The sequence below is a fragment of the Vibrio sonorensis genome, from assembly GCF_001854765.1.
Classification (GTDB): domain Bacteria; phylum Pseudomonadota; class Gammaproteobacteria; order Enterobacterales; family Vibrionaceae; genus Vibrio; species Vibrio sonorensis.
Map to the genome: position 1 here is coordinate 1 of NZ_LJJE01000027.1, position 12,398 is coordinate 12,398.

At 46.1% G+C, this 12,398-nt stretch carries 7 protein-coding genes, 6 tRNA genes and 2 pseudogenes; 1 reads left to right on the forward strand and 14 read right to left on the reverse strand.

Going from position 1 to position 12,398, the window contains the following annotated elements; all coding sequences use genetic code 11:
• The 14 genes and pseudogenes from oadA to BLO31_RS04910 all read right to left on the reverse strand — a co-directional run.
• The coding region (gene oadA / locus BLO31_RS04845; RefSeq protein ID WP_070963139.1) for a sodium-extruding oxaloacetate decarboxylase subunit alpha at positions 1–1,545 on the reverse strand (1,545 nt) is incomplete at its 3' end.
• 29 nt (positions 1,546–1,574) lie between these two features.
• Positions 1,575–1,832 (reverse strand): oxaloacetate decarboxylase subunit gamma, encoded by a 258-nt coding sequence (locus BLO31_RS04850; RefSeq protein WP_070963140.1) that lies wholly within the window; start codon positions 1,830–1,832, stop codon positions 1,575–1,577.
• 395 nt (positions 1,833–2,227) lie between these two features.
• Positions 2,228–2,304 (reverse strand) — tRNA-Arg (locus BLO31_RS04855).
• Between the two features lie 36 nt (positions 2,305–2,340).
• A tRNA-Arg gene (locus BLO31_RS04860) sits at positions 2,341–2,417 on the reverse strand.
• Positions 2,418–2,485: 68 nt separating this feature from the next.
• A tRNA-Arg gene (locus BLO31_RS04865) sits at positions 2,486–2,562 on the reverse strand.
• Positions 2,563–2,628: 66 nt separating this feature from the next.
• Positions 2,629–2,721 (reverse strand) — tRNA-Ser (locus tag BLO31_RS04870).
• A gap of 24 nt (positions 2,722–2,745) precedes the next feature.
• A tRNA-Arg gene (locus BLO31_RS04875) sits at positions 2,746–2,822 on the reverse strand.
• 28 nt (positions 2,823–2,850) lie between these two features.
• Positions 2,851–2,943, reverse strand: a tRNA-Ser gene (locus BLO31_RS04880).
• Between the two features lie 183 nt (positions 2,944–3,126).
• A complete protein-coding gene (gene csrA / locus BLO31_RS04885) occupies positions 3,127–3,324 on the reverse strand; it encodes a carbon storage regulator CsrA (protein ID WP_004415691.1) in 198 nt (65 codons plus the stop codon).
• A gap of 90 nt (positions 3,325–3,414) precedes the next feature.
• Positions 3,415–4,601, reverse strand: a pseudogene (locus BLO31_RS04890) (aspartate kinase).
• A gap of 177 nt (positions 4,602–4,778) precedes the next feature.
• Positions 4,779–7,360 (reverse strand): annotated as a pseudogene (gene alaS / locus BLO31_RS04895) (alanine--tRNA ligase).
• Positions 7,361–7,491: 131 nt separating this feature from the next.
• Entirely contained in the window at positions 7,492–7,959 is a 468-nt protein-coding gene (gene recX, locus BLO31_RS04900) for a recombination regulator RecX (RefSeq protein WP_070963141.1), read from the reverse strand.
• Between the two features lie 71 nt (positions 7,960–8,030).
• The gene (gene recA / locus BLO31_RS04905) at positions 8,031–9,071 is read right to left on the reverse strand and encodes a recombinase RecA (RefSeq protein WP_070963142.1); all 1,041 of its coding nucleotides are present in this window, start codon (positions 9,069–9,071) and stop codon (positions 8,031–8,033) included.
• A 193-nt stretch (positions 9,072–9,264) separates the two neighbouring features.
• Entirely contained in the window at positions 9,265–9,750 is a 486-nt protein-coding gene (locus BLO31_RS04910) for a CinA family protein (RefSeq protein ID WP_070963143.1), read from the reverse strand.
• Positions 9,751–9,835: 85 nt separating this feature from the next.
• Here BLO31_RS04910 and mutS point away from each other — a divergent pair, with 85 nt between their 5' ends.
• Positions 9,836–12,397 carry a DNA mismatch repair protein MutS gene (gene mutS, locus BLO31_RS04915; RefSeq protein WP_070963218.1) on the forward strand — a complete coding sequence of 854 codons (2,562 nt, stop codon included), beginning with the start codon at positions 9,836–9,838 and terminating at the stop codon, positions 12,395–12,397.
• Position 12,398: the final 1 nt, after the last annotated feature.

The window sequence follows — 12,398 nt, forward strand, 5'->3', positions numbered from 1 at the left end:
AGCTGCTGGCGCCGCCGGTTGACCTGTTGGAGCCACTGCGCTGATTTGACCTTGCGGACCAACTTCAACGTCGTACACTTGACCGTCAACTTTCACGCTGTAAGTTTCAATACCACCTTGAGCAGCGGCTGCCGGTGCAACAACTGGTGCTTCTTCTTTACCCGGAGCAGGCTCGAAAGCCTCTGGGTTGTTACGGTTCTTAAGGAACTTAAGGCCCACTTGAGGGAACAAGGCGTAAGTTAATACGTCATCTACTGTTTCCTCTGCCAGCGCGATACCTTCATCTTTGGCTTTAGCTAGCAGATCGTCAGTTAAGGTGTGCAGTTCAGCTTCAAGCAGGTCTGCAGGACGACAAGTAATCGCCTCTCCACCATCCAGAACTTTCGCTTGCAACTCGGCATCAACCTCTGCTGGCGTTGCCCCGTATTCACCTTTTAGAACGCCAGCCGTTTCTTTAGTGATGCTCTTGTAGCGCTCACCAGTAAGTACGTTAATGACTGACTGAGTACCGACGATTTGAGACGTAGGTGTCACTAAAGGAATGAAACCCAGATCTTTGCGAACGCGTGGGATCTCTTCTAACACTTCATCTAGTCGATCCGCTGCGCCTTGCTCTTTTAGCTGACCTTCCATGTTAGTCAACATTCCACCAGGTACTTGCGCAATAAGAATTCTAGAGTCCACACCTTTAAGCTGACCTTCGAACTTCGCGTACTTTTTGCGAACTTCGCGGAAATAAGCAGCAATTGGTTCAATCTGATCAAGGTTAAGATTGGTGTCGCGTTCAGTCCCTTGCAGCATTGCTACTACAGTTTCTGTCGGCGTATGGCCGTAAGTACAGCTCATTGAAGAGATGGCGGTATCTAAGATATCAACGCCAGCTTCAACCGCTTTTACTGCTGTTGCTGTCGACAGACCTGTTGTCGCATGGCAGTGAAGCGCTAGAGGCACATCACACGATTCTTTAATACGGCCGATAAGCTCTTCAGCTTCGTAAGGCTTAAGCAAGCCAGACATGTCTTTAATACAAAGAGAGTGACAACCTAAGTCTTCTAGACGCTTAGCGAGATCAACCCAAGTTTCAGTGTTGTGTACAGGGCTAGTAGTATAAGAAAGGGTACCTTGAGCATGTGCACCTACATCAACCGCTGCTTTCACTGCTTTTTGGAAGTTGCGAACGTCATTCATCGCATCAAAAATGCGGAATACATCCATACCATTTGCGTGCGCGCGTTCAACAAACTTTTCAACAACGTCATCTGCGTAGTGACGGTAACCTAATAGGTTTTGACCGCGAAGTAACATTTGCATTGGCGTATTTGGCATCGCCTTTTTTAGTTCGCGCAAACGCTCCCACGGATCTTCACCCAAAAAGCGAATACAAGCATCAAATGTTGCTCCGCCCCATGTTTCCAAAGACCAGTAGCCAACTTTATCCAGTTCAGCGGCTATTGGTAACATATCTTCAATACGCATACGTGTAGCAAACAGTGATTGATGCGCATCACGAAGTACCACATCGGTAATAGCTAGTGGTTTAGACATGCTCATTAACTCCTTTTAAATTTAAAATGCTATTTAGCGGTAGAGGTACGATATTGGTGTACCGCAGCGGAAATGGCCGCAACTACCTTTGGGCTAACAGCAGAAGATGGGGCTTGTGCCCTATTATTTTGGTTTGGTGTCGCGATCGGCTCAGGCGTTTCTTCTGGTACTAGCGAAGACATCAGCCGCACGAGATATACAAGAATAGTGAGGAAAAGAAATACAACGACCATACCTGTTGCCATCAGGGTCGCCGCATCTACTAGCAGACTTCCAATATTATCCATTTTTGTTTCCTTTCAGTGTCATCCTGACAAGCGTCAAATTCATTTTGCCGCGTACTTGCCGCACACAGACGTGCTTTAATTCCTGACAAGTGGTGTAGGATTATCTCGATTGGTTAAAGTTTGTCAATTTTGTTTAATGTACACTTGATGATAAAGCACACATCTAGGGAAATAATCGTCACACAAATCACATAACTCTGTAATATACGTGCATGGAAGCATAAATAACTGACGATTATCTGAACTTAATCGATATTGATATGAATTACTGAGAGTGGGTTAAAAAAACCAGAAATTTCCCTTTAATTACAATTAGTTGTAATACGTAGGTTACAAGAAAGATAACAAAATGTTAAATGCAAAAAAGCCCCGCATTTGCAGGGCTCTAGTAATGATGGCGCGCTCGGAAGGATTCGAACCTTCGACCGCCTGGTTCGTAGCCAGGTACTCTATCCAGCTGAGCTACGAGCGCGCTGATTGTCACTTTCTTTTGAAAGAAACAAGAATGTGGCGCGTCCTGGAGGATTCGAACCTCCGACCGCCTGGTTCGTAGCCAGGTACTCTATCCAGCTGAGCTAAGGACGCGTGATTTTTAATATCTCAAACGATATCAGGGCAATACCCTTGTATTGTCTTCCTCAATAAAGAAGAAATGGCGCGCTCGGAAGGATTCGAACCTTCGACCGCCTGGTTCGTAGCCAGGTACTCTATCCAGCTGAGCTACGAGCGCGCAGGATGTGAAATATATCACACTTTATTATCTTTGAAACAAAAAAATTGACCATAGGCCAATTAATGGCGGTGAGGGAGGGATTCGAACCCTCGATACGGCTACAAACCGTATACTCCCTTAGCAGGGGAGCGCCTTCAGCCTCTCGGCCACCTCACCGTTTTATTCCCTGGTAAGGAAATATGGCGCGCTCGGAAGGATTCGAACCTTCGACCGCCTGGTTCGTAGCCAGGTACTCTATCCAGCTGAGCTACGAGCGCGCATTGCTTTGTTTCAAAGCAGCAAGAATGGCGGTGAGGGAGGGATTCGAACCCTCGATACGGCTACAAACCGTATACTCCCTTAGCAGGGGAGCGCCTTCAGCCTCTCGGCCACCTCACCGTCTTGCGGAGGCACATATTACGATTTACCGAAAATATGTCAAACATTTTCTTGGCAAAATCAGTAAAAAAACAGCCAACCGTTGGCTATTTAATCAAAGCGACGTGAAATCGCCCTTTTCACCTGTTTTTTAAAACAAATGGCAATAAAAAAGGCTGACAAATGTCAGCCTTTTTCCTGTAATTAGTAGTTGCCCGATGCAACGTTACCATTACCTTTTTCTGCTTGAATGCGCATGTAGATTTCTTCGCGGTGTACGGATACTTCTTTAGGTGCATTAACACCGATGCGTACCTGATTACCTTTAACACCTAGAACGGTAACTGTCACTTCATCACCGATCATTAGAGTTTCGCCTACGCGGCGAGTCAAAATTAGCATTCTTTGCTCCTTGAGTAATCTCTGACTTATCTTTCTACCAAGCTATTATCCAATAAAAAAACCAGTTACGTAAACTCAATCTGACTGAGATCAGCCTAAAATAAGCTGTTTTTTACCAATAGTTGGCATTTCGCTTGAGGTAATGTAAGCATCATGGAGAATATTGGCAGCGCGATCTATCTGATCTGGCGCGACCACTAACATTAATGATTGCTTATCGAGTGCACTATGCCTAACTTCAACACCGTGCGCTGCGAGTAATTCATATGAATGCTCAACCAATCCTTCGGCTTGCAGCCCTACTGCTGTAAGCAAACTTACCGCTTCACTATTACGGATTTTGTCTTCGAACACCAGAGCCAATTTAGCAACACTGTCCTGTTTTATAATAATGTCTGTCCATTCTGCTCGCTCGATCACATTCCAAATATCAATGCCGAGCATTTTAGCCTGCTTGATGACGGCACTGGACTGCTCATTGTGTATTTTTATCAAACACATATCGCGCGCGATAGCGAGACCACAAACATCCGACTGACAAACTTCACCTTTGACTAAACTGCCATTACCTGATTCAAAGCTAGATAACACCCTAAGAGGTACATTGTTGCGCCACGCATATTGGACAGAAGGTAAATGCAGAACTTTCGCCCCTTTTTGTGCCATCTTCTCCATTGACGGAAAATCGATAATCTCTAACTTACTTGCTGTTGGAACAACTCTTGGGTCACATGTATATATCCCATCAACATCAGTAAATATCTGGCACTCGTCAGCCCCTAAGGCCCCCGCTAGGTAACGGCGCTGGTATCTGAGCCACCTCGCCCTAAGGTAGTTATATCCCCATTATCGTTGATCCCCTGAAACCCCGCGACAATAACGATTTCGTCACTTTGTATTAGGTTCAGGATCACTTCACTATTCACCTGTTTAATCGTAGCATCATTGTACTGATTATCGGTGATAATACCGGCTTGAGTTCCGGTTAGAGAGCGGGCGTTGTAACCCATTTTATTCAGTGTCATCGCCAACAATGCCATCGACACTTGCTCACCTGCAGAGAGCAAAACATCAAGTTCCCTAGCTGTCGGGACGCTGTCAATTTCTTTGGCCAATCCCATCAGGCGATTAGTTTCACCTGACATCGCCGAAACGACAACTACTACTTGATTACCATCATCTTTCGCTTTAATGATGTGTTTAGCTACGTTGTGAATGCGTTCTACACTTCCAACAGACGTTCCGCCAAACTTTTGCACGATAAGGGGCTTTTTCACCAGTCTTCACCTTCCCAAGACTAAAGTCTTCTTGTGACCCAACTAAAGATTTATGGGTCGTTAAACAAAAAACAAGCCGGTAGATTCTCTCAACTTATTGAGCTCAATATACCGACTTGATGCAGAAAAAATTACGCTCAATCAAGCTTGTTGATTGAGCGTAAAATTATTTATCTGTTAAAGACGCTCAGCTAGCCAAGCATCTACTGACTCTAGAGCAGCTGGCAAAGCTCCTGCATCTGAGCCACCTGCTTGAGCCATATCTGGGCGTCCTCCGCCTTTACCACCAACTTGCTGAGCTACCATGTTAACCAGTTCACCAGCTTTCACTTTACCGGTAAGATCTTTGGTAACACCTGCGATCAGGCCAACTTTGTCACCTGCCACATTACCAAGCATGATGACGCCGCTACCCAGTTGGTTCTTGAGGTCATCAACCATACCGCGCAGCGCTTTATTGTCTGCACCGTCAAGTTGAGCGACTAAAACTTTAATACCCGCAATGTCTTTTACTTGATCAGTCAAACTCGCGCTGGCTTGAGACGCAAGCTTGTCTTTCAATTGCTGGATCTCTTTTTCTAGCGCCTTCGCTTTACTAGCAGCATCGTTAAGCTTGCTTTCAAAATTACGTGTTTGAGCGTCAACGACATCCAATGCTGATTCGCCAGTAACCGCTTCGATACGACGAATACCCGCTGCAATACCACCTTCAGAAGTGATTTTGAAAAGGCCGATATCACCGGTGTTGGCAGCGTGAATACCACCACAAAGCTCTGTCGAAAAATCGCCCATAGATAATACGCGTACTTCGTCATCGTATTTTTCGCCGAACAGTGCCATCGCACCTTTCTGCTTAGCCGATTCGATGTCCATGATGTCAGTTTGAATCACGTGATTGCGACGAACTTGAGCATTTACTAAGCGCTCAACTTCTTTTAGCTCTTGAGCCGTCACGGCTTCAAGGTGTGAGAAGTCAAAACGCAAATTGTCTGGTTTTACCAAAGAACCCTTCTGCGCTACATGCTCACCAAGGACTTGGCGAAGCGCTGCGTGAAGCAGGTGAGTCGCTGAGTGGTTTAGAGAAATAGCGGCACGGCGCTCGGCATCAACGTTTGCTTCAACTTGATCCGCTTTCGCTAATACACCCTCTGCCAGTTCGCCGTGGTGTGCGATGGCATTACCAAGCTTCTGTGTGTCTTGAACTTTAAATAGACCCGATGCTGTTTTTAACACACCTGCATCACCACACTGACCACCGGATTCCGCATAGAAAGGCGTCTCTTCTAATACGACGATAGCCGCTTGCCCAGCGGAAAGCGCTTCAACTTCTTCACCATCGACAAACATAGCGACGACTGAAGATTGGCCTTGAGTGCCAGCGTAACCGCAGAACTCTGTCTGCGCATCAACTTTGATTGCATCGTTGTAGTCAGTACCAAATTGACCCGCTTCGCGAGCGCGTTGGCGCTGTGCTTCCATCGCTTTTTCAAAGCCAGCTTCATCAATAGTAAAGTCGCGTTCACGGGCAACATCGTTGGTCAAATCTGCAGGGAAACCATAAGTATCGTATAGCTTAAATACGGTTTCACCATCTAGCTCTTTTCCTTCAAGGCTGTCCAGAGCTTCATTTAGGATAGTCATGCCTCGGTCAAGTGTGCGGCCAAAGTTCTCTTCTTCGATGCGAAGTACTTTTTCAACAAGCGCTTGCTGTTTTTTCAGCTCTTCACCTGCACTGCCCATCACTTGAGCTAAAATGCCAACCAATTTGTAGAAGAATGCTCCTTGTGCACCTAGCTTGTTTCCGTGGCGAACCGCACGACGGATAATTCGGCGCAGCACGTAACCGCGACCTTCGTTTGAAGCATCACGCCATCTACGATCAAGAAAGCACAAGAACGGATGTGATCAGCAACTACTCGCAACGATTGATTAGACAGATCTTCATAGCCAATCACTTCTGAGGTCGCTTTGATTAGCTTCTGGAAAACGTCGATTTCATAGTTTGAGTGAACGCCCTGCATAATAGCTGAGATACGCTCAATTCCCATTCCCGTATCCACTGATGGCTTTGGAAGGGGCTCCATAGTGCCATCCGCATGGCGGTTAAACTGCATAAATACGTTGTTCCAGATCTCGATGAAACGGTCACCGTCTTCTTCAGGAGTACCCGGACGGCCGCCCCAGATATGTTCTCCGTGATCGTAGAAGATCTCTGTACAAGGGCCACAAGGACCAGTATCACCCATTTGCCAGAAGTTATCTGACTCGTATGGTTTACCGCCTTCTTTGTCGCCAATACGAACGATGCGATCTGCCGGAACACCTACTTTTTTGTTCCAGATATCAAAGGCTTCATCATCGGTTTCGTAAATCGTTACCAATAAACGGTCTTTTGGCAGTTGCAGAACTTCGGTCAAAAACTCCCAAGCAAAAGCGATGGCGTCTTCTTTGAAGTAATCACCAAAACTGAAGTTGCCTAGCATTTCAAAGAAGGTGTGGTGACGGGCGGTAAAACCAACGTTTTCCAAATCATTGTGCTTACCACCTGCACGTACACAACGCTGAGCCGTAGTCGCTCGGGTGTAGGCGCGCTTCTCAAGGCCTAAGAAACAATCTTTAAATTGGTTCATCCCAGCGTTAGTGAACAGTAGTGTTGGATCGTCATGGGGAACCAACGATGAACTGTCTACGATTTGGTGTCCTTTGCTTTCAAAGAACTTGAGGAACGCGTTACGAACCTCATCAGTGCTCATGTACATGCAGCTCTTCCTGAAATAGTCGAGTTAGAATTTTGCCGTATTGTAGATCATGGTTAAGGCTTCGACTAGCTTTCTTGTAGAAAAGAGCACTTGGAGGGAAGAATGATAGGTAAAACAGTGGATTTATCTATTTAATCAGGGTCGATTTCGCAAAGCGCGTACTCGATCTGTTCAAAACTAAAACCTCGGTATTGGAGAAATCTCACCTGCTTTGCTTTCTCTTTGTGATCTTTTGCCGCGATACCTTTAAATTTTTTCTCTGCTGCCTGTTTTGCAAGATCAAACCAATCTTGAGGCTCTTCTGACATGGCAAGCTCAATGTTGTTTGCGTCGACTCTTTTTTGCGCCAACTCTTGTCGAATGCGTCGTTCGCCATGCCCTTTATAGACGTGCTGACGAATTTGGCTTTTCGCATATCTGAGGTCATCGAGATATTTGTGTTCTAAGCAAAAAGCGATCGCTTCTGTTACTTGATCGTCACTATAGCCTTTGGCAACTAGCTTGTGATAAAGCTCCTGTTCGCCGTGATCTCTTCGGCTGAGTAACTGGATTGCAGCTTCTCTACTAGACAAGTGTGAAGTCGTATTTTTTCGGTACATAGCTCGGTGTGTAGATAATAAAAAGCCCCGCACTGCGAGGCTTATACAACTTTTGAACTCAAGCTATCAGCTTAGAATTCTTCTTCTTTTGGCATTTCACCAGTTTCTGGCTCTTCAGGTGTCGCCGTTACCAGTAGAAGCTCACGAAGTTTAGCATCGATAGTTTGTGCCACTTCTGGGTTCTCACGCATATATTTGCAAGCGTTCGCTTTACCCTGACCAATCTTATCGCCATTGTAGCTGTACCATGCACCCGCTTTTTCAACGAGCTTGTGCTTAACACCTAAATCTACTAGTTCACCTTCGCGGTTAAAGCCTTGACCGTACATGATTTGAGTATTGGCTTCTTTAAATGGTGCTGCAATCTTGTTCTTAACGACTTTAATTCGAGTTTCGTTACCAACAACCTCATCACCTTCTTTGATAGCGCCAGTACGACGGATATCTAAACGAACCGATGCATAGAATTTAAGTGCGTTACCACCGGTTGTGGTTTCTGGGTTGCCAAACATCACACCAATCTTCATACGGATTTGGTTGATGAAGATACACATACAGTTGGACTGTTTAAGGTTACCAGTCAGTTTGCGCATCGCTTGTGAAAGCATACGAGCTTGAAGACCCATGTGGCTATCACCCATTTCACCTTCAATTTCCGCTTTAGGTGTTAATGCAGCAACAGAGTCAACAACCATGACATCAATTGCGCCAGAACGTGCTAATGCGTCACAAATTTCTAGCGCTTGCTCACCCGTGTCTGGCTGAGAAACCAAAAGTGCATCGATATCTACGCCCAATTTTTTAGCGTAAACAGGGTCTAGCGCGTGCTCTGCATCGATAAACGCACAAGTTTTACCTTCGCGCTGAGCAGCAGCAATCAGTTCTAGTGTAAGCGTCGTTTTACCTGATGATTCAGGACCGTAAACCTCAACAATACGACCCATTGGCAGACCGCCAGCACCAAGTGCGATATCTAGAGAAAGTGAACCCGTAGAGATAGTTTCAACATCCATTGCGCGGTTATCACCAAGGCGCATAATTGAACCTTTACCAAACTGCTTTTCAATTTGACCTAGCGCAGCGGCGAGAGCTTTCTGTTTATTATCGTCCATCACTTTCTCCAAACAACTCACTCGACTTTGAGAGAGCGTATATTCATTTTGATTTTGGCGTACGAGCGATTCGTTAATGACAGCCATTATACTGTTGATTCATACAGTGTCTATACCTGTATGACATTTTTTTCGACTCATTTTCCAATGCCTTGTTTTATTGTGAGATAAATTACAAAACCAAGCTAACCGCTCACTGGTTTAAATAATCTAACATCTCGGTAAGAGCATGGACGACCGCTTGCTCTCTTACCTGAGACCTATCACCTTTAAACCACTGGGTTTCCACTTTAAGCCAGCCGTCTTCGCAAGCCCACCCAAAGCATACCGTACCAACGGGCTTAGTTTCCGTTGCCCCACTAGGGCCCGCGATACCACTTATCGCAACTGAAATGTTGGCCTTTGAAAAGCGCAGTGCTCCTCGTGCCATTTCACAGACTACCTCTTCACTAACGGCGCCAACGGATTGTAATGTCTTCTCTTTAACTTCAAGCATTTCCATCTTGGCGTCATTGCTGTAAGTAACAAAAGAACGATCAAACCAAGCTGAGCTACCCGCAACTTCTGTTATGGCACTGGCCACTCCGCCCCCAGTGCACGATTCCGCCGTGGTGGCTATCAGACCTTTTTTTAATAGAGCCTTACCCAGCTCTGCTGACAGCGTTTCAATGTTATCCATATCTAAATCCCCTACCCTGCTCTTTTCGCCTCACGCGTATTCACGTATCCTAAGCCGCTATCTGATCAAACAAAAGATATTACTCGTGAAAGCTGAACAAAAACACACTCCTATGATGCAACAATATCTGAGGCTCAAAGCAGAAAACCCAGATATTTTGCTCTTCTATCGCATGGGCGACTTCTACGAACTTTTTTATGATGATGCGAAAAGAGCTTCTCAGCTGCTCGATATATCTTTAACAAAACGTGGAGCTTCAGCTGGGGAGCCTATTCCTATGGCAGGCGTTCCTTTCCACGCGGTAGAAGGCTATCTTGCCAAGCTGGTTCAACTGGGGGAGTCAGTCGCTATTTGTGAACAGACTGGCGATCCTGCGACAAGCAAAGGTCCTGTAGAGCGTAAAGTGGTTCGAATAGTCACTCCAGGTACAGTCACTGATGAGGCTTTGCTTTCTGAACGGGTGGACAACCTAATTGCTGCTATCTATCACCACAACAACAAGTTTGGTTATGCCACACTGGATCTCACTTCCGGTCGATTCCAGCTTATGGAGCCAGAGAGTGAAGAATCCATGGCAGCGGAACTTCAGCGCACGTCACCAAGAGAGCTACTGTTTCCAGAAGACTTTGAACCAGTTCATCTTATGGAGACTCGCAATGGCAACCGTCGCCGTCCTGTGTGGGAGTTCGAATTAGAAACCGCAAAACAGCAGCTCAATCAACAGTTCGGGACTCGTGATCTGGTAGGTTTTGGCGTTGAGCATGCAGAACTTGGCCTGTGCGCAGCTGGCTGTTTGATCCAATACGTAAAAGATACTCAGCGAACCGCGATACCTCATATACGTTCACTTACTTTGGACAACCAAGACCAATCGGTTATTTTGGATGCGGCAACTCGTCGCAACCTAGAAATCACTCATAACCTATCCGGTGGCTTAGACAATACTCTAGCGGAAGTGCTGGATCACACCGCCACGCCAATGGGAAGTCGCATGCTTAAGCGTTGGTTACATCAACCTATGCGTTGTGTTGAAACTCTTAACCAAAGGCTAGATGCGATTAGCGAAATTAAAGAGAGCGCACTTTACTCAGATCTACAGCCAGTGCTAAAGCAGATTGGTGATATTGAACGCATTCTGGCTCGCTTGGCGCTGCGCAGTGCTCGACCAAGAGATCTCGCTAGGCTCAGACACGCGATGCAACAACTTCCCGAGTTATCACAAGTCGCGCAATCTCTTACTCACCCTTACCTGAAAAAGATCCGAGATTATGTCGCTCCAATCGATGAGGTTTGTCATCTACTCGAACAAGCGATAAAAGAGAATCCACCAGTGGTCATTCGCGATGGAGGGGTTATTGCAGAGGGTTACAACGCAGAACTTGACGAGTGGCGTGCCCTTGCTGATGGCGCAACTGAATACCTAGAAAAACTAGAACGAGACGAACGCGAACGCCACGATATAGATACGCTAAAAGTTGGCTACAACAATGTTCACGGCTTCTATATTCAAGTCAGCCGCGGTCAAAGCCACCTTGTTCCTCCGCACTATGTTCGTCGTCAGACTCTTAAAAATGCAGAACGCTATATTATACCTGAACTCAAAGAGCACGAAGACAAGGTTCTCAACTCAAAATCCAAAGCACTTGCTCTAGAAAAACAAATTTGGGAACAGTTATTTGACTTGTTGCTTCCTCACTTAGAGAAGTTGCAAAACTTAGCCTCTGCGGCTTCTCAGTTAGACGTTTTACAAAACATGGCGGAACGGGCAGATACCTTGGATTACTGTCGTCCTACTCTTTCAAAAGAGATCGGAATTAAGATTCAATCGGGTCGTCACCCCGTGGTAGAAAAGGTAATGGATGAGCCATTTATTGCTAATCCTATCGAGCTTCACAGCCAGCGTAAGATGTTGATCATAACGGGTCCAAACATGGGTGGTAAATCCACTTACATGCGTCAGACAGCACTTATCGCGCTAATGGCTCACATTGGTAGTTTTGTTCCCGCGGAGTCCGCAGTTATTGGGCCCATCGACCGCATATTTACGCGAATTGGCGCCTCAGACGATCTTGCTTCTGGCCGTTCTACCTTTATGGTCGAAATGACAGAAACCGCCAACATTCTACATAACGCTACCGCGAATAGCCTTGTGTTAATGGATGAGATTGGCCGAGGAACAAGTACCTATGACGGTCTATCGCTTGCTTGGGCTAGCGCAGAGTGGCTAGCCAAAGAACTGGGTTCAATGACCTTGTTTGCGACCCACTATTTTGAGCTGACTGAGTTGCCGAATCAGATCTCTACTTTGGCTAACGTCCATTTAGATGCGGTAGAGCACGGGGATAGCATCGCCTTTATGCACGCCGTTCAAGAAGGTGCCGCTAGCAAGTCCTATGGTCTAGCCGTTGCAGGTCTAGCAGGCGTACCAAAAAGTGTCATTCGCCAAGCGAGAGCTAAGTTATCTCAATTGGAGCAATTGAGCACCGATACTCAGCAGCCCGACTCTCCGAAAGTAGATATAGCCAATCAACTCAGCTTAATTCCAGAGCCTAGCGAAGTAGAAGAAGCGCTGTCGAGTATAGACCCCGATGAGTTAACACCGCGCCAAGCGCTGGATGCTCTCTACCGCTTAAAACAGATGATTTAGT